Here is an 18,140-nt window from a genome sequence, read left to right as displayed (position 1 = left end):
GGCCCCGGGCGCTTTTATGCACGAACCACCGTCCTACGACAGCGACTTGTACCCGCCGAACCCGGTCGCGATCTTCACCCGAGCCCCGAACGACCCCTTCCCGTCACCGCTGTTGCGGTACAGGTTGCCGCTCGTGTCGCGGGACACGATGTCCGGCTTGCCGTCGTCGGTGATGTCGCCGACGCCGACCACGACGTTGTACGAGCCGCCCCAGTCGGTGAAGAGCTTCACGCGGGCCTTGAAGGTGCCGTCGCCCTTGCCGTCGTAGCGGTACAGGACGTTGGACTTGTCCTGGGCGAGGAGGTCGCCGATGCCGTCGCCGTTGAGGTCGCCGGCGCCGACGATCTTCTTGTAGCCCTTCCAGTTGTCGTAGAGCTTGACGCGCGACGACAGCTTGCCGGTGTCGGTGCCCTTGTAGAGGTACACGGTTCCCGTCGACGCGTTGCGGGTGATCAGGTCCGGGCGGCCGTCACCGCTGATGTCGCCGGGCGAGGTCAGCACGTCGTACTGCGTCCAGCCGCTGGTCGCGAGCGTGGTGTAGGAGGTCGAGGGCTTGACCGCCTTGCCGCAGCCCGGCTTGTACAGGCGCAGTGCGCCGGAGCTGTAGCGGACCAGGACGTCGTTGCAGCGGTCGCCGCTCAGGTCGCCGAACGGGATCGCCTTGACGGACGTGGCCCAGCCGGTGCCCGTGTACTTGTCGCCGAACTTGCCGGTGCCGGTGCCGGACTGGAAGGTCAGGCCGCCGGAGGAGTTGAGGGTGAGCAGATCGCCGCGGCCGTCGGGGCCGTCGGGGCTGACGAAGTCGCGCCGGACCGCCGCCCCGTTCTGGAGGAAGCCCTTGCCGGTGGCCGCCGTGACCTCGGTCGAGGTGCCGAGCGCGGTCCCCTTCAGGGTCCAGGTGAAGGCACCGTTCGGGAAGCGGTCCCCGGTCACCGTGGTGCCGTACCAGTTGGTCGTCACCCACGCCTTGGCCCCGGCGCCCTTGACGGTGGTGGTGACCTTGCCCTTCGCGCCGCTCTGGACCGAGGTGAAGGTCACCGACCAGGAGCTGACCGGGCGGGACAGCAGCCACAGTCCCTCGAACTTCGTCCCGGAGGAGACGTAGTCGCCGGTCTGCGTCTCGAAGACCGTCAGCGCGGACGGGGTGACGCCCGCGGTGGCGACATGGGTGCGCTCGTACTCGTCGAACCAGGCCACCAGGCCCGAGTACTCGTCCACGGTCCAGCGGTAGCGCCGGTCCACGGTCAGGCCGTTGTCGGGCAGGCCGGAGGCGACCGTGCGGGTGGTGCCGGTGGCCGCCTCGGTGAGCACCAGGGTGCGGGCGGCGTGGTCGTGGCGGACCGTGAAGCCGTCCCCGAGGAGCACGTCACCGGGGGCGACCGCGGTCGCCGTGGCGGCCTTCGTGTCGTACACGCCCGCCGAGTCCGTGCCGCACGCCCAGTACACCCAGCGGCCCGCCGCCTGGAGCTCGCTCGGCACGCAGGCCAGGCCCGGCACGGTCACCGTGGAGAGCGTCTTCGCCAGCGGAATGCTGTACGAGGTGAGCTTGCCGGCGGTGGAGGTGGCGCTCCAGAGGGTGGAGCCGTTGAGGGCCGCGGCCCGCACGGACCGCTTGAGCCTCTCGCCCTGGCCGAACTCGCCGACGTACTGCACCGGCGACGTACCGCCGGAGTCGTAGACGGCGTAGTCGTCGGAGACGTCCACGATCGCGCCGTCCCGGCCGCCGAAGTCCAGTTCGTGGCCGCCGATCGCGACCAGCCGGTCGTCGCCCAGGCCCTCGCCCTCGTCGGTGCCGCCGTTGGTGTCGAGGTAGACGTCCTCGCCGTTGACGTTCCCCCACAGCGGCGCGCAGGTGGTGTCGGCGTACGGGCAGACGGCCATGGAGTTGTAGGAGGCGTCGGCGGTGGCGTCGTACGCCTTCAGCGCGGTGGAGCCGTTGGTGGACAGCTCGCGCACGGACGTCGTGCGGTCGGACTCGGCGACGCGCAGGCTGCCGCGGCTGAGCGCGATGCCGGTCTTGGCGTTCTCCAGCGCCGGGGCCTGCGACACCTTCTCCAGGGCGGGCGTGCCGTCCTCGGCCAGGCTCACCCGCCGCACCCACCAGTCGGTGGCGTCGGTGCCGCCGCTGACCAGCGCGGTGCCGTCACCGGCGGCCAGCGTGTACGCGCCGGCGCTCTCCAGCAGCGTCCGCTGCTGGGTGGGGTCGGTGATGTTCACCGCGATCAGCTTCGAGCCGAGCGCGCTGGAGGACAGCGGCAGCACCAGCCAGTCGCCGACCAGGACCGGGTCGCCGTCGAGGGCGCCGGGGTTGGCGGGCAGGGTGATCACCTGCTCGGCGGCGGTGAGGTCGGTGCGGGACTTCAGGTGCAGTTCGGCGGTGCCGTTGTAGTACCAGCCGACACGGTCCCCGCTCATCAGGTACGTCGCGTTGCTGGTGCCGCTCTCGAAGGCCTGGGTGCTCACGGCCGACGCGAGGTCGATGTAGTGGAGCGAGCCGAAGGTGCTGTTCTGCACGAGCAGCCCGGAGGCGTCGGCCGCGAGGACGCCCTCGGACTGGATGTTCACCGTGTCGCCGGTGACCTTGCGGGTGCGCCACTCGCCGTCGACCCGGTCGATCAGGGAGTTGGTGGTGACGATCGTGTCGCCGGCCAGCGCCCGGTAGTAGCCCTGGCCGTACTGGAGCGAGCTGTTCCAGCTCACCTTCTTCGAGGTGGCCGTCGCCGGGTCCCAGAGGGTGGCGTACGCGTCGGTGGCCGTGGCCGGCAGGGCGACCAGGTCGGCGTCCACGCCGTACCAGGCCGTACGGCACTCCGAGCCGATGACGGTGCAGCCGGTGCCCGGCGTGTAGACGCCGTCGGCGTTCTCGACCGTGACGGTCGCGCCGGTCGCGAAGTCGGTCCACAGCAGCCCGTTCCGGCCGGTCTGCCGGTGCAGGAAGCCGGTGTCGCCGTCGACGTACGGGCGGTCGGTGCGCGGTGTGGTGCTGCTGGGGTCGGTCAGGGTGACCGTGGTGGTGCCGGCGGCCTCGGCCGCCTCCGCGGAATCGCCGCCCTCCGACAGGACGACCACGGATGCGGCCGCGACGGCGACCGCGAGCGAGGAGACGGCAGCGGCCAGGCCGCCCCGTCTCAGGGCGTGTCTGCCCACGTGAGGTTCCCTCCCCTGCGAGAGCCCCTGCCCTCGCACAAGTGGCCGGATATTACCAAGACTTCCTAAAGTCGCCGCGGTGCCCCTGACCCGACCTCACCCGGGTACATGCCGACGCCCCCGAAGAGGACTTCGGGGGCGTCGGGACACGCGAGCCGGATGTCAGCGCGCGACGTACTGCGTGAGGATCGCCTGCACCTCGTAGATGTCGACGCCCTTGGTGAACGTCTTCTGGATCGGCACCGACTGGCCCGAGACCCAGATCTTCAGCTCGGCGTCGAGGTCGAAGGTGCCGGCCGTCTCCACCGCGAAGTGCGTGATGCTGCGGTACGGGACGGAGTGGTACTCGACCTTCTTGCCGGTGATGCCCTGCTTGTCGACCAGGATCAGCCGACGGTCGGTGAACATGATGACGTCGCGCACCAGCTGGTACGCCGCCTGCACGCCCTCACCCGCGCCCAGCAGCTTGGCGAAGTCCGAGGCCGCCTGGCCCGGGTCGATGGTGTGCGCGTTGCCGAAAAGTGCCATGGATGAAACCCCCCACTAGTGATCTTCGGGCATGTATAGCGCGTTGCCGGGGCCCCTGCCTAGAACATGTGGAGGAATAGTGATCGTCACGCGTCGTAACTCCCGTCCCAGGGCGCCCCGAAGCCCAGCCGGTCGGGATACAGCTCGGCCCACCCCTCCCCGTCCTCCTCCCCGGTGACGAGCCCGAACAGCACGCCGTCCACGACGAGTTCGAAGGGCCGTATCGCGATGTCGGTGTAGGTCCGCCGGGGCAGGCTGCGCAGCCGCGTCGCCAGATGGGCCCGGGCGCGCGCCAGCACGGAGCCGTCCCGCTGCTGTTCGGCCCAGGTCCCGGCACACCAGATCTCCGAGTCGCGGTAACCGCCCTCGGCGTCGAAGGTGTGCAGCACGGAGTAGAGGCGCTTCTGCTCCTCCCAGCCGTCGTCCGGCCGGAAGCCCTTGGGGAAGGCGTAGGTGACCGACCCCAGGAACTGCCCCTCCGTGTAAAGCCCGATGGCCTCGGTACGGCCGTGCGGCTCGTAGGCGATCGGGATGATCCCAGGTACTGCCATGGCGCAAACCATACGTATGTTTCCTGGCAAGTTCCGCCCCCTGGCCACAACTTGATCACCGACCGACCCAAAGTTTTACGGCAACCTTTTGGATCTCCACGACCACAGAACAGTCGGAAGTACCCCCCCAAGTACGTAAGGACTCACCTGTGGTTGCTCCTTCCCACCGCCGTTCCCTGCGCAAGCGGCGCACCCTCGTCGTCACCGCCGCCGCCGTGGCCGCGGGCGTCGGCGCCGGTGTCGTAGTGATGAACGCGAACGCCGGGACCACCGCCGCCGCCGACCTGTACCACCAGACGCTCGCCGCGAAGGACGGCTGGGCGTCCTCCGGCACCGGCACGACCGGCGGCACGAAGGCCGACGCCGCGCACACCTTCACCGTCTCCACCCACGCCCAGCTGGTGAAGGCGCTGGGCTCGGCGTCGGACACCACCCCCCGGATCATCAAGGTCAAGGGCACGATCGACGCCAACACCGACGACGCCGGCAAGAAGCTGACCTGCGCCGACTACGCCTCGGGCACCGGCTACTCCCTCACCTCGTACCTGAAGGCGTACGACCCCTCGACCTACGGCCGCTCCAAGCTCCCCTCCGGCACCCAGGAGAAGGCCCGCGCCGCCGCCCAGACCAAGCAGGCCAAGAACGTCGTCCTCAAGGTCCCGGCGAACACGACGATCGTCGGCGTCCCGGGCTCGAACCCCGGTCTGAGCGGCGCCATGCTCCAGATCCAGAACGTCGACAACGTCATCGTCCGCAACCTCACCTTCGCCGCCACCGAGGACTGCTTCCCGCAGTGGGACCCGACCGACGGCGACGACGGCAACTGGAATTCCAACTACGACGCGGTGACCCTGCGCGGGGCGACCCATGTCTGGGCCGACCACAACACGTTCACCGACACCCCGCACCTGGACTCGGCGAACCCCGAGTACTACGGCCGCGAGTACCAGATCCACGACGGCGAGCTGGACGTCACGAAGAGCTCGGACCTGGTGACGATCTCCCGCAACGTCTTCTCCAACCACGACAAGACGACCCTGATCGGCAGCAGCGACAGCGAGCCGGCCGGCAAGCTGCGCGTCACCCTCCACCACAACGTCTACAAGGGCATCGTCCAGCGCGCCCCGCTCTCCCGGGTCGGCCAGATCCACATCTACAACAACTACTACGACGTCACGCCGCTGAACGGATACGCGGTGCAGTACAGCATCAACTCGCGGGCGAAGGCCCAGGTCGTGGCCGAGAACAACTACTGGAAGGTCCCGTCGAGCGTGAAGGTCGCCAAGCTCCTCAGCGGCGACGGCACGGGCTCGATCAAGGGCAGCGGCAACCTCGTCAACGGCACGGTGACGGACCTGGTGGCTGCTTACAACGCCGCGTCGTCGAAGGACCTGAAGACGACCGTCAACTGGACGCCGACGCTGACGGCGGGGCTGGAGTCGGGCTCGGCGGTGACCAACCTGCCGACGTCGCTGGGGAAGACGGCGGGGGCGGGCGTTCTCACTTCGTGAGCTGAAGGGGTAGGAACCGCCATACGCCGTCGGACTGATGGCCGTTGATGCGGCTGAGGGTGTGGAGGTGCAGCTCCGCACCCTCTTCGCGGATGGTGCCGTTCCGTTCGACCGTGCCGTAGATGTTCGTGGTCGCGAGCGTGACGCGGTCGCCGTCGATCTGATATCGCCCTGTACCCGGGCTCGGATGGGGCCGGTTGAACCATGTCAGGGCCTTTTCGAGGGGATAGGCGACCGTCACACCCCGCACAGTGCCGTCTGCGAAGAACCTGAGCATCTGCGTGAACGCTGAGTCCGCCCCATCCGGATGCGCATAGACCCCGTCGTACCGGATGCCGACGGAGGTGCCCCTGACCAGCGCCAGCGACCGCAGCAGCCTCCCGAAACCGTCCTCCGTGAACAGATCCACCCGGTGCCACCTCTGCAACCGCTCCGGGACCTCGCAGTCCTCCAGGCGGGCCGGGATGACGTAGATCGTGCCCTCGGGCTGGTGGTCGGCGAAGTCGAGGACGAGGCCGATCTCCTTCTGGACGTATCCGGTCTTGGTGACCGAAGCCCGTGAGAGGCAGACCAGGACCAGGTCGGAGGCGCGGATCGCACGGCGGATCTCACGGTCCCAGTCCTGGCCCGGGAGGATGTCCTCCTCGTCGAGCCAGGGCTGGAAGCCCGCGGACAGCAGTTGCCTCCGCAGGCGTCGTACGTCTTCTTTGTCCCCCGAGGAGTGACAGAGGAAGATCTTCAGCACGTTCCCGGCCCCCGTCCGCTGGGTACCCGCTTACTCCGCCGTGCCGCCGAAGCGCTCCTTGTACGTCTCCAGGTCCTCGTCCGTGAGCTTGGCGAAGAGGACCGGGGGGACGGTGAAGGGGGTGCCGGCCGGGACGGAGGTCAGGGCCTTCGCCTCCTCCTGCGACACCCAGGTCGCGGTGTCGTCGGCGAGGGAGAAGGCCTGGCGCATGGCCGCGGACGTGGCCGGGATGAAGGGCTCCGAGACCACCGAGTAGAGGTGGATCAGGTTCATCGCCGTGCGCAGCGTGAGCGCGGCGCCGTCCTTGTCGGTCTTGATCTCCAGCCAGGGGGCCTTCTCCTCCAGGTAGGAGTTGCCGGCCGACCACAGGGCGCGCAGCGCCGCCGCGGCCTTGCGGAACTGGAGGGCCTCCATCTGGGTCTCGTACTCGCCGAGGAGGCGGGCGATCTCCTCGCCCAGCTTCGCCTCCGCCTCGCCCGGGGTGCCGCCCTCGGGGACGTCGTCGCCGAAGCGCTTGCGGGAGAAGGACAGGACGCGGTTGACGAAGTTGCCGAGGGTGTCGGCGAGGTCCTTGTTGACCGTGGCGGTGAAGTGCTCCCAGGTGAAGGACGAGTCGTCCGACTCCGGGGCGTTGGCGATGAGGAAGTAACGCCAGTAGTCGGCCGGGAGGATCTCCAGGGCCTGGTCGGTGAAGACGCCCCGCTTCTGGGAGGTGGAGAACTTGCCGCCGTAGTACGTCAGCCAGTTGAAGGCCTTGACGTAGTCGACCTTCTTCCAGGGCTCACGGACGCCGAGTTCGGTCGCCGGGAACATGACCGTGTGGAAGGGGACGTTGTCCTTGGCCATGAATTCCGTGTAGCGAACCGCGTCGTCCGCCTCGTACCACCACGACTTCCAGTCCCGGTTCTCCGGGTCCAGGTCGGACCACTCCTTCGTCGCGCCGATGTACTCGATCGGGGCGTCGAACCACACGTAGAAGACCTTGCCCTCGGCCGCCAGCTCCGGCCAGGTGTCGGCGGGGACGGGGACGCCCCAGTCCAGGTCACGGGTGATGGCACGGTCGTGCAGGCCCTCGGTCAGCCACTTGCGGGCGATGGAGGAGGCCAGCTGCGGCCACTCGGCCTCGTGCCGGGAGACCCACTCCTCGACCTCGTGCTGGAGCTTCGACTGGAGGAGGAAGAGGTGCTTGGTCTCACGGACCTCCAGATCGGTGGAGCCGGAGATCGCGGAGCGCGGGTTGATCAGGTCGGTGGGGTCGAGGACCCGGGTGCAGTTCTCGCACTGGTCGCCGCGGGCCTTGTCGTAGCCGCAGTGGGGGCAGGTGCCCTCGACATAGCGGTCCGGGAGGAAGCGGCCGTCGGTGGGGCTGTACACCTGGCGGATCGCCCGCTCCTCGATGAACCCGTTCTCGTTGAGGCGGCGGGCGAAGTGCTGGGTGATCTCGACGTTCTGCTCGCTGGAGCTGCGACCGAAGTAGTCGAACGCGAGTGCGAAGCCGTCGTAGACCGCCTTCTGGGCGTCGTGCGCCTGCGCGCAGAACTCGGCGACGCTGAGTCCGGCCTCCTTCGCGGCGAGCTCCGCCGGGGTGCCGTGCTCGTCGGTGGCGCAGATGTAGAGGACGTCGTGGCCGCGCTGGCGGAGGTACCGGGAGTACACGTCCGCCGGGAGCATGGACCCCACCATGTTGCCCAGGTGCTTGATCCCGTTGATGTAGGGAAGGGCGCTGGTGATGAGGTGTCGAGCCATCGGGGGCTGCTCCCAGGTCGGTTCTGTTTCGGGTTTTCGAACCTTGAAATCGTAGCCGACATGTGTATGCCGCCCGCTTCCCGTATTACGGGGTGAGAAGCGGGCGGCACGGGTGTTGCTACGAGTGTTGTTACGGGCGCCAGTCGATCAGTACGCCGTCGTAGAGCTCCGCGTCCGTGAGCTCCTTGGGGGTGGGGCCCGCGTGGAAGAAGGCCGTGTTGTCGGTCTTCAGCTTGCGGAGGTAGTCGAAGGCCTTGTTCTCGTGCTCGCCGAACGCGACGAAGGAGAAGAACACGGAGGGGTGGCTCTTCGCGGCCTCGGTCAGGGCCTGGGTGGCGGGGGTCTTCGCGTCGGGGGCGCCGTCGGTCTGGAAGACGACGAGGGCGGGGGCGTTCGCGTCGGGGGTGGTCGTCTTGTCGTAGTGGGCGAGTACGGCTTCCACGGCTGCGTGGTAGCTGGTGCGGCCCATGCGGCCGAGGCCGGCGTGCGCCTCGTCGATCGCGTCCTTGGGGGAGGCGGGGGTGAGGTCGATCGTGCCGTCCACTTCCGTGGAGAAGAAGACGACGTGGACCGAGGGGTCGCTGTCCGCCGGGGTGAGGCGGGTGGCGAGGGCGAGAGTCTGGTCGGCGAGGGCCTGGGCGGAGCCGTCCTTGTAGTACGCGCGCATGCTCGCGGAGCGGTCGAGGACGAGGTAGGTCCTGGCGCGGGCGGTGGTGAGGCCGGCCTTGGCGAGGGCGGTGCTGACCGCGTCCGCGTCGGCCTCGGCTTCGCCGTCGGCGTCCGAGGTGTTCCCACCCGCACCGTCCGTGCCGCTTTCGTCGTCGACTGCGGGTGGCCCCTGCGGGGCGGCCTCGCCGTCGGCGGCTGCGGCGATCGGGGTGGGTTCGGGGGTGGAGGCGGGGGCTGTTTCGGCCTCGGCGGCGGCTTCGGGCTCCGGGGTGCTTTCGGCCACCGGCTCCGGGGCGGGCTTGCTCTCCGGCTCGGGGGTGGGAGTGACCTCGGCGACCGGCTCGGGGGCGTCCCCGGTGATCGGCTCCGGTTCCGGCGTGGTCTCCGGCTCGGTCTCCGCGACCGGCTCCGGCTCCTCGGCGGCGGGCGCCTCCTCCGTGCCGGTCTCCTGGACGGCCGTGGGCTCGTCGGCGGGGGCGGCCTCCGGCTCCGGCTCGGTCTCCGCGACGGGCTCGGCTTCGGCGACCGGCTCGGCCTCGGGCTCCGGCTGGATCTCCGCGACCGGTTCGGCGACGGTCTCCGCGACCGGCTCGCTGACGGTCTCCGCGACCGCCTCCGCCTCGGCGACCGGCTCAGGCGTGGTTTCCGCGGCGGGCGTCTCCTCCGCCGCGGGTTCCTGGGCGGCGGCCGTGGTCTCCTCGGCGGGGGTGGCCTCTTCGACGGTCTCCGCCTCCGTCACGGTCGCGCCCTCGACCTCAGCCGCGGGCTCCGCCACCACGCCCACCGGCTCGGCCTCAGCCTCAACGACCTCAGCCACCGTCTCCTCGGCTTCCGCGATCGGCGCAGTCTCAGCCTCCGCCGCCTCGGTCTCCGCCTCAGCCACCGTCTCCCCGGCAACCGCCGGCGCCGCCGGCTTAGGCACCGAGACGTTGTCGAAGGCCGCCGAGACCAGATCGTGCTCGTCCTTGGTCGAGAGCGACGTCGAAGCGGACGTCGAAGCGGACGTCGCTGCCGACGCACGCTGCTCCGGAACCTCCGCCGACACCCGGGACGGCTCCGGCTCGGGGGACGGGGAGGGCACCGTCGGCTGAGCTGTCGGCTGCGTCCCCTCCGCACCCTCTGCCTCGGCGGTACGCCCCTTGCGTGACCGGCCGAACGCGTTCCGCAGGAGAGTGAGAATGCCCATGTGCGCAACCCTTCGCATGAGTTGATGCCCGTAAATCCCTGGCCAGGACGGACACGTAAGGTTAGCGGCCCCGGAGGGAGATCTTGGGCCGGGGAGGGCACCGGAGGCCGCTCCAGTCAAGGCCCGTATTCGGTCTTACTGCGCAACCCACCCCCAACTCCCACCCGGCAACTCCGGATTCACCGCGCGTTCACCACCAGTCCCCGCTCCCGCACCCCCACCCCCCTAGCGTCCGAGGCGCGGATTCAAGGGGAGTCCATGGGGAAGCAAGGGGAAGACAAAGTGCGTATACCGCTGCCGTTGATCAGTACGCCGTCGTCCGACGGACACCAGGGCGGCCGTTCCGCCATGACCTGCCTCTACCGGTGCGGCAACGCCTGTTTCCACGAGGTGCCCAACACCAGTGGCAACGAGTACGTCGGTGACGTCATCGCCGGCGCCCTCAGCCGCCGCTCCATGATGCGGACCGCCGCCGTCGTCACCGTGGCCGCCGCGGCCGGCGCGAGCGTCGCCGCCGCCCCGCAGGCCCACGCCGCGACCGGCACGGCGCCGGCCACCTCGTACAGGCCGGGTCGCGGCAGCAAGGCGGCCCGCGGTCTGCGCTACACCCCCGTCGCCCCCAACACCGCCGACGCCGTGACCGTCCCCGACGGTTACGCGCAGAACGTCGTCATCCGCTGGGGCGAGCCCATTCTGCGGGGCGCGCCCGCCTTCGACCCGGAGAAGCAGACGGCCGCCGCGCAGGCCGGCCAGTTCGGGTACAACAACGACTTCCTCGCCCTGCTCCCGCTCGGCCACGGCAAGCAGCTCCTCGTCGCCAACCACGAGTACACCGACGAGGTGCTCATGTTCCGTGGTTACGACGCCGCCAACCCCACCCGCGAGCAGGTCGAGATCGCCTGGGCCGCGCACGGACTGTCGGCGGTCGTCGTCGAGGAGGACCGGAAGAGCGGCAAGCTCACCGCCGTCCCCCGCCACCCCCTCAACCGGCGCGTCACCGCCACCACCGAGTTCCGGCTCACCGGCCCCGCCGCCGGCTCGGACCTCCTGAAGACCTCCGCCGACCCGACCGGCACCAAGGTGCTGGGCACGCTGAACAACTGCTCCGGCGGGACCACCCCCTGGGGCACGACGCTGCACGGCGAGGAGAACTTCAACCAGTACTTCGCCAACAGCGGCCGCGCCACGGACAAGCGGTACGGCATCGGCACCGGCGCGAGCGAGCGCAAGTGGGAGCGGTTCGACAAGCGCTTCGACGTCGCCCAGGAGCCCAACGAGGTGCACCGCTTCGGGTACGTCGTCGAGTTCGACCCGTACGACCCCACGTCCACCCCGCGCAAGCACACCGCCCTCGGCCGCTTCAAGCACGAGGCCGCGACGGTCCGGCTGACCGCCGACGGACGCCCCGTCGTCTACTCCGGCGACGACGAGCGCTTCGACTACTTCTACAAGTTCGTCAGCAGCAAGCGGGTGAAGAAGGGGACCTCGCGCGCCGTCCGTGAGCACAACCTCTCCCTTCTCGACGAGGGGACGCTGTACGTCGCCAAGCTGACCGGTGACTCCCCGACCATCGAGATCGACGGCACCGGCAAGCTCCCGGCCGACGGCGAGTTCGACGGCAGCGGCGTGTGGATCCCGCTGGCCACCGCGACCGCCAAGGGCGCCGTCTCGCATGTGGACGGCATGACCGCCGACGAGGTCTTCGTGTTCACGCGTCTCGCCGGTGACAAGGCCGGCGCCACGAAAATGGACCGCCCCGAGGACATCCAGCCCAACCCGGTCTCCGGCAAGGTCTACGTCGCCCTCACCAACAACACCAACCGCGGCCTCACCGGCTACCCGGCGGCCGACGAGGCCAACCCGCGCAGCGCCAACAAGCACGGGCACATCCTGGAGCTGACCGAGCGCCGCAACCGCCCGGAGAGCGACGCGTTCGCCTGGTCGCTCTTCCTGGTCGCGGGCGACCCGACCGACCCCGCCACCTACTTCGCCGGGTTCCCCAAGGACCGGGTCAGCCCGATCTCCTGCCCGGACAACGTGGCCTTCGACCCGTACGGCAACCTCTGGATCTCCACCGACGGCAACCAGCTCGGCTCCCACGACGGCCTGTTCGGCGTCGCGACCAAGGGGGACCGGCGCGGTGAGCTGAAGCAGTTCCTGACCATGCCGACCGGCGCGGAGACCTGCGGCCCGGTCATCCAGGACCGCCGCGTCCTGGTCGCCGTGCAGCACCCGGGCGAGATCACCGGTGCGACGGTGGAGAACCCGGCCAGCACCTGGCCCGACGGCCCGGGGAAGATCGTGCGCCCGGCGGTCGTCGCCGTGTGGCGCAAGGACGGCGAGGACATCGGCGTCTGAGTCAGCCGGTCATCGGGGTGGCTGGGGCCGGGACAGCGGACCGTTCCAGCCACTCCCGGTACGCCGGCGCCTCCCGCGCGGCCTCCCAGTACGCCTCCTCCAGCGCGGGATGCACCCCGTCGAGGTCCGTCTCCGTACGGGCGGCGAGCAGCAGCCGCACCCCGAGCGGGTCGCCGTCGAGGCGCCGTACGGCCATCTCGGGGCGGGGCAGACAGGACGGCTGGCACACGGTGACGACCTCGCCGGTGGCCACCAGGGCGGCGGCGGTGTGGTAATCCCCGTACAGCACGCGGGGGTTGATTCCGGCCACCCGGAACATCCGCTGCACGGCGTCCCATTCGCCGTCGACGGTCGGGTCGATCATCCAGCGATCGTGCGCCAGGTCGGCGAGGGCGACATCGGCCTTCGCGACCGCCGGATGATCGGCGGGCAGCGACACGAACTGCGGTTCCCGCTCCACCAGCACCCGCAACCGCAGCCCCTCCGGGATGCGCAGCGGCGAACCCTCCACCTCGTGCACGAACACGACGTCCAGCTGCCCGTCGGCGACCATGCGGAGCAGGGCGTTGGGTGAGACGTCCATGTGCAGGGTCGGCTCCTGCCCCCGTCCCCGCAGCCGTCGCAGCCACCCGGCGAGCGCACGGCTGGCGGTGGACCCGACCCGCAGCTGTGGCCCTCCCGCGGCGGCGGCCCGCGCCTCGGCGACCAGTGAGCGCAGTTCGGCGACGAGCGGCCGGGCCCGGCTGAGCACGAGCCGCCCGAGCGGGGTCGGCCGGCACCCACTACGCTCCCGCCAGAACAGCGCCCCGCCCAGCCCTTCCTCGATGCGTCTCAACTGCGTGCTCAACGAGGGCTGTGCGACACCCAGTTGTCTCGCCGCGCGGTGCAGACTGCCGGTGTCGGCTATGGCGCACAGCGCACGGAGATGCCTCACCTCGAGCTCCATGCCCAGGGAGCGTAAAGCGGAGTCACAGCTTTCACCAGAGGTTGCCGATAGCCCGGCCCTATCACCGATTGCCATCATCCCAACCGCCGCACGCCCCCCGAGACTCACATCGACGACTCACCCCCCACCAAGGAGTCCTCGATGCGCAAGCACACGTACGCCCTCGCGGCCGTCCTCACAACAGCCGCGCTGGGTATGTCAGTTCCGTCGGCGTCAGCAGCGCCGACGACGGCCGGTTTCACGGCGAAGGCCACGTCGACGGACACGACGGACGCCTTCTTCCAGGCGGTCCTGGCCTCGGTCGCGGAGAAGCGCGCCGCGAACCCGACCAGCACGGCAGCCGTGACGGTGATCTACGACGCCTCCCGCGCCCCGACGTTCAGCACCCAGATAGCGCGCAGCACGCAGATATGGAACAGCGCGGTGTCGAACGTGAAACTCCAGTCGGGCACGTCGTCGTCAGCCGACTTCACCTACCGCGAGGGCAACGACTCCCGAGGCTCCTACGCCTCCACGGACGGCCACGGCAGCGGCTACATCTTCCTCGACTACGCCCAGAACCAGCAGTACAACTCCACCCGCGTCACGGCCCACGAAACCGGCCACGTCCTCGGCCTCCCCGACCACTACTCCGGCCCGTGCAGCGAACTCATGTCCGGCGGCGGCCCGGGCACGTCCTGCACCAATGCCCAGCCGAACGCCACGGAACGCTCCAGAGTCAACCAGCTCTGGGCCAACGGCCTGGCCGCGGCGATGGAAAAGTCCCTCCAGAAGTAACCCACCCGACCTGACCCCACCCCCCACAGGTGCGGCCGCCCTCCTGCACAGGGCGGCCGCACCCTTGTGTGTGGGGCCGGCGTCTTCAACGCAGACCTGTGGGGCCGGACGCGTCCGACTCGGGCGATGCGTACGTGACAGGGGTTGTGGCGTGCATGGAACTTACGCCTCGCACCATGCAGCGCATCGTTCTTCGGCTGATTCAGGGGCCCGGCCCCCTCACCGCGGCGAAGCGATGGCCCGAGCCGCTGCCAGTTCCTGGCGGAGGGGTTCGAGGACGCTTCCCGAGGGGCCCGTCAGGTCTGTGCGGACTGCGTAGAGGGTTTCTGCTTTCCGGACTCCTTCCGCCAAATCGCGCAGTTGCAGCACCACTTGGGTCACCTCCGCCTCCGACGGGAGGGGTGCGCCGTGTTTGGTGCGGACGCGGGCCGCTGTCGTCGCGTCCACGATGCGTTCCACCGCCACCACCAGCGGCCACCACGCCGCCGCGCGGCGGCCGGTGGGGGGTGGCTCGGTCAGAGCGCGTTGGAACTCTGTGCGGATGACCGAGAGGTCGCGGTAGAGGCCGCGGCGCATGCGGGCTCGGGACGGGGGATCCGTCGGGTCGCCGCCGAAGGCTGATTCGACGTACGTCGCCGTGTCGTCCACCGCCTTCGCCAGGCGGTCGCCGACGCGGGTGTGCCAGCTCTCCGGCCAGAGCAGGTAACCCGCGATCAGGGCGATGCCGCAGCCCATCAGGGAGTCCAGGAGGCGGGGCATGAGGAGGGCGGTGCCCTGGTGGTTCAGGATGTCCGAGAGGAGCAGGATCACCGGGGTGATCGCGGCTGTCTGGTAGCCGTAGCCCCGGGGGGTGAGCGCGGGGATCAGGGGGGCCAGCAGCAGCATCACCGGGATGTCCCACCAGCCCCTCGGCACCTCCGCCAGGACCGCCGCCGCGATCACCAGGCCCGCCACCGTGCCGAGCGCGCGGAGCAGCGCACGGGAGAAGACCGAGCCGAAGTCCGGTTTCAGGACGAACGTGATGGTCAGGGCCACCCAGTACGAGCGGGGTACCGGGAGGATCGACACCAGGACCTGGGCCACGCCGATGCACAGGGCCAGGCGCAGGCCGTAGCGCCAGGACGCCGCCGACAGCGCCACGTTGCGGGTCGCGCGCGCCGCGCGGACGCGCAGCGCCGCCGGGCGGCCGAGGCGGTCGTCGAGGCCGGCGGGGTCGACGTCCGGGGTCCTGACCACCTCCGCCGCGTGGCGCAGGGCGTGGTCCACCGCGCGGGTGGTCTCCGAGGTGGGGGTGGGCAGGTGGAGGGCTATCGGGCCCTGGTAGCCCGTCTCCACGGCTGACGCCAGGTGGCGCACCGCTTCGGGGACCTCCGGCGGGAGCGGTTCGCCCGTGACGTGCGCCGCCGGGGCCGCCTCCACCACCGGCGTGATCGCGTTCAGTTGCGCCAGCAGACGGGTCAGGTCGGGGCTTCGGCCGTGATGGCGGGCGCGCCGGGCGAGGATGAGGTCGTACGACTGGTTCAGGGACTGGGTGACGGTGTGCCGGGCCTCGTCGTACTCCTCCCTGCCGCAGGCCGCCATCAGTGTCGCGACCGTGCGGTACGTGGCCGCCACCGCCGCCCGTTCCGGTACGCCGGACCGCAGCGGCCAGGCCAGCAGCGCCAGGGCGAGGACCAGGAGGCCGCCGCCCGTCATCAGCAGCGGTGCCAGCCACCACTCGCCCGGCATCGGCAGCCCCGCTCCGACGACGGAGTTGAGCAGCAGCAGGAGCCCTGACACCGACGCCACCGCGCCGATCGTCGAGATCATCCCGGAGAGCAGGGCGACCAGCGTCACCACGGCCACCGCCAGCCATCCCTCGCCGAACACCAGGGAGCCCACCGTCACGCCCACCGCCCCGAACAGCTGCGGGATGGCGATGTTGAGGATGCGCATGCGGTACGCGTCCGCCGTGTCGCCGATGACGCCGGACAGGGCGCCCATGGAGGCCAGGGCGCCGTACTCCACCTTGCCCATGGCCAGGCCGACGGCCAGCGGCAGGGTCATCGCGATCGAGGCGCGGGCCACGGCCGCCCAGTTGATGGGGGCGGGCTGGGACCGGAGGTTCCTGACCAGCCAGTCGGGAGGGGTGAGGCCGATGGGGAACTCTCTGGACATGGGCCTATTACACGTCATCCGCCCTGGTGCAGGTCCAGCTCCACCAGCAGCGCCCGGTGGTCGGTGTCGGCCAGGTCCAGGAAACGGGCGCGCTCACAGGAGAAGTCCGCCGACACCAGGACGTGGTCGATCTGCGCGCCCAGCGTCGGGGCGGTGCGGGCCGGCCAGCTCGGGGTGCGGGGGTGGCCGGCCAGACGCGCGGCATCGTGGAGACCGGCGTCGAGGACGCGGCGGAACGCGGCATGGTCCTGGGAGGCGTTGAAGTCACCGGCGAGAAGCAGAGGTGCGTCCGCGTGCCGTGCCGCGAACTCCCGCAGCGACCTCAGCTCCCGTTTCCACAGGTCCACCTGACCCGGCAACGGCGGCATCGGATGGGCGAGTTGGAGCCGTACGGCGTGTCCGTCCACGTCCGCCACGGCTCCCGGCATCCCCATCGTGCCGGGCACCGGGGCGGCCGCGGCGAGCGGGTAGCGGCTGAGGATCTCCGAGCCGTCGGAGCCCGCGCCCGGCACGGTCGACCGGTTCGGGTAGGCGACCCCGAGGGTCCGCTTCAGCTCCGCCTCGCAGGTGTACTCGCACTCCTGGACGAACACGACGTCCGGCTTCTCCCGGCGCACGACGTCCACCAGGGCGCCCGTGCCACGCCCGAACTCGACGTTGGAGGTGAGGACGCGGAGCGAGGCGAGCACCCTGCCGTCGGGCTCGCTGATCTTCCCGTACGGCTCGATGAACCACGCCAGCAGGCCGAGCAGCGCCACTCCCCAGACGAGGCCCACCCACCACCGCGCGAGCAGCGCGAGCAGCAGTCCCAGCCCCGTCGGTACCAGCAGCCACGGCAGGAAGGCCAGCAACTGGGGTACGGGGGTGAGGGCGTCCGTGTCGGCGGTACGGCATCCGACGACCACGCTCACGGCGGCGAACAGCAGCCCGCCGAGCCAGATCCCGGCCCGTCTGCCGCTCCGCTTCTCCGGCATCGCGCGTACATCGGTTTCCCCCGTGATGGACTGGTACGTCACGGACCCGAGACTACGATCGGCCGTCGATCCGTGTCAGGAACGTCGCCAGCGCCGCGTTGAACTCCTCAGGTCGTTCCAGGTTCGGCATATGGGCCGCCCCGGAGACCACCAGCAGCTCGGAGTCGGCGAGTGCCGCGTGCATCGCCTCGGCGTCGGAGACCGGGGTGTACTCGTCGTCCGTGCCGACCACGACCAGCGCCGGGACCTTCACCCGGGTCAGCAGGTCGCGGTAGTCGGGGCGCAGCGCCCGGGCCCGCAGGGCCGCCGCGGCGCCCTCGGGGGAGGTCGCCGTCATCATGCGGTGGACGTGGGCCTTGACCTCCGCGGTCGCGTACGGGGCGACCATCTTCTCCAGCACCTCCTCGGCGTATCCGTCCAGGCCCTCGCGCAGCAGCCGGTCCGCCGTCGCGTTGCGGGCTGCGACCCCGTCGGGGGTCTCGGGTGCCGTGAACGTGTCGGCGAGGACCAGGCCGCGGACCCGGTCCGGGAACTGGCGGTGGAAGTCCATGACGACCTGGCCGCCCATCGACAGGCCCGCCAGTACGGCGGCCGGGACCCGCAGTTCGTCCAGCAGCGCCGCGATGTCGCGGGCGAATTCGGGGAACCCGCTCACCCCGGGGAGGACCGGGGAGGTGCCATAGCCGCGCAGGTCGGGGGCGATCACCCGGCGACCGCCGGAGAACGCCTCGATCTGCGGGGCCCACATGGTGTGGTCGAAGGGGTGGCCGTGGATCAGCACCAGAGGCGCGGGATCGGTCATGATCCCGACCCTAGGACGCTCCCCCACCTCGGTGCAATAAGAT

Annotated in this window: 13 protein-coding genes; 3 read left to right on the top strand and 10 right to left on the bottom strand. The window is 70.3% G+C overall.

Going from position 1 to position 18,140, the window contains the following annotated elements; all coding sequences use genetic code 11:
- Positions 1 to 33: 33 nt before the first annotated feature.
- The 3 genes from ACIHIX_RS11025 to ACIHIX_RS11015 all read right to left on the bottom strand — a co-directional run bounded on the left by ACIHIX_RS11025 (position 34) and on the right by ACIHIX_RS11015 (position 4,226).
- On the bottom strand, positions 34 to 3,147 hold the full coding sequence (locus ACIHIX_RS11025) for an FG-GAP repeat domain-containing protein (RefSeq protein WP_399953001.1): 3,114 nt from the start codon (positions 3,145 to 3,147) through the stop codon (positions 34 to 36).
- A gap of 162 nt (positions 3,148 to 3,309) precedes the next feature.
- Complete coding sequence (locus ACIHIX_RS11020; protein ID WP_329336908.1) at positions 3,310 to 3,675, bottom strand: PH domain-containing protein; 366 nt, start codon at positions 3,673 to 3,675, stop codon at positions 3,310 to 3,312.
- An 86-nt stretch (positions 3,676 to 3,761) separates the two neighbouring features.
- Positions 3,762 to 4,226, bottom strand: a complete 465-nt coding sequence (locus tag ACIHIX_RS11015) for a hypothetical protein (RefSeq protein ID WP_399952998.1) — start codon at positions 4,224 to 4,226, stop codon at positions 3,762 to 3,764.
- A 149-nt stretch (positions 4,227 to 4,375) separates the two neighbouring features.
- On the opposite strand from ACIHIX_RS11015, the gene ACIHIX_RS11010 reads away from it, so the two are divergent.
- Entirely contained in the window at positions 4,376 to 5,737 is a 1,362-nt protein-coding gene (locus tag ACIHIX_RS11010; protein WP_399952996.1) for a polysaccharide lyase family 1 protein, read from the top strand.
- On the opposite strand, the gene ACIHIX_RS11005 is transcribed toward ACIHIX_RS11010, so the two are convergent.
- The 3 genes from ACIHIX_RS11005 to ACIHIX_RS10995 all read right to left on the bottom strand — a co-directional run bounded on the left by ACIHIX_RS11005 (position 5,727) and on the right by ACIHIX_RS10995 (position 10,083).
- A complete protein-coding gene (locus ACIHIX_RS11005) occupies positions 5,727 to 6,482 on the bottom strand; it encodes a toll/interleukin-1 receptor domain-containing protein (protein WP_399952993.1) in 756 nt (251 codons plus the stop codon). The two genes, ACIHIX_RS11010 and ACIHIX_RS11005, sit on opposite strands and share 11 nt — an antisense overlap.
- 30 nt (positions 6,483 to 6,512) lie before the next feature.
- On the bottom strand, positions 6,513 to 8,228 hold the full coding sequence (gene metG, locus ACIHIX_RS11000; RefSeq protein WP_399952990.1) for a methionine--tRNA ligase: 1,716 nt from the start codon (positions 8,226 to 8,228) through the stop codon (positions 6,513 to 6,515).
- Between the two features lie 130 nt (positions 8,229 to 8,358).
- Entirely contained in the window at positions 8,359 to 10,083 is a 1,725-nt protein-coding gene (locus ACIHIX_RS10995; protein WP_399952988.1) for a VWA domain-containing protein, read from the bottom strand.
- Between the two features lie 282 nt (positions 10,084 to 10,365).
- Between ACIHIX_RS10995 and ACIHIX_RS10990 the strand changes: the two genes are divergently transcribed.
- On the top strand, positions 10,366 to 12,441 hold the full coding sequence (locus ACIHIX_RS10990; RefSeq protein WP_399952985.1) for a PhoX family protein: 2,076 nt from the start codon (positions 10,366 to 10,368) through the stop codon (positions 12,439 to 12,441).
- Position 12,442: 1 nt separating this feature from the next.
- On the opposite strand, the gene ACIHIX_RS10985 is transcribed toward ACIHIX_RS10990, so the two are convergent.
- Positions 12,443 to 13,387: a LysR family transcriptional regulator gene (locus ACIHIX_RS10985; protein ID WP_399952982.1), complete on the bottom strand. Its 945-nt coding sequence runs from the start codon at positions 13,385 to 13,387 to the stop codon at positions 12,443 to 12,445.
- 141 nt (positions 13,388 to 13,528) lie between these two features.
- Here ACIHIX_RS10985 and snpA point away from each other — a divergent pair, with 141 nt between their 5' ends.
- Positions 13,529 to 14,164 (top strand): snapalysin, encoded by a 636-nt coding sequence (gene snpA, locus ACIHIX_RS10980; protein ID WP_399952979.1) that lies wholly within the window; start codon positions 13,529 to 13,531, stop codon positions 14,162 to 14,164.
- A gap of 219 nt (positions 14,165 to 14,383) precedes the next feature.
- On the opposite strand, the gene ACIHIX_RS10975 is transcribed toward snpA, so the two are convergent.
- From ACIHIX_RS10975 to ACIHIX_RS10965, 3 genes are read right to left on the bottom strand one after another with little or no spacing between them, the layout of a single operon-like run.
- Positions 14,384 to 16,321, bottom strand: a complete 1,938-nt coding sequence (locus ACIHIX_RS10975; RefSeq protein ID WP_399952977.1) for an FUSC family protein — start codon at positions 16,319 to 16,321, stop codon at positions 14,384 to 14,386.
- A 14-nt stretch (positions 16,322 to 16,335) separates the two neighbouring features.
- Entirely contained in the window at positions 16,336 to 17,295 is a 960-nt protein-coding gene (locus tag ACIHIX_RS10970) for an endonuclease/exonuclease/phosphatase family protein (RefSeq protein WP_399953784.1), read from the bottom strand.
- A gap of 52 nt (positions 17,296 to 17,347) precedes the next feature.
- A complete protein-coding gene (locus ACIHIX_RS10965) occupies positions 17,348 to 18,097 on the bottom strand; it encodes an alpha/beta fold hydrolase (protein ID WP_399952974.1) in 750 nt (249 codons plus the stop codon).
- Positions 18,098 to 18,140 lie beyond the last annotated feature (43 nt).

This window comes from Streptomyces sp. NPDC051913, assembly GCF_044593635.1.
Classification (GTDB): domain Bacteria; phylum Actinomycetota; class Actinomycetes; order Streptomycetales; family Streptomycetaceae; genus Streptomyces.
The sequence above is the reverse complement of the archived record's forward strand: the minus strand, read 5'-3'. Positions and strand labels throughout refer to the sequence as shown.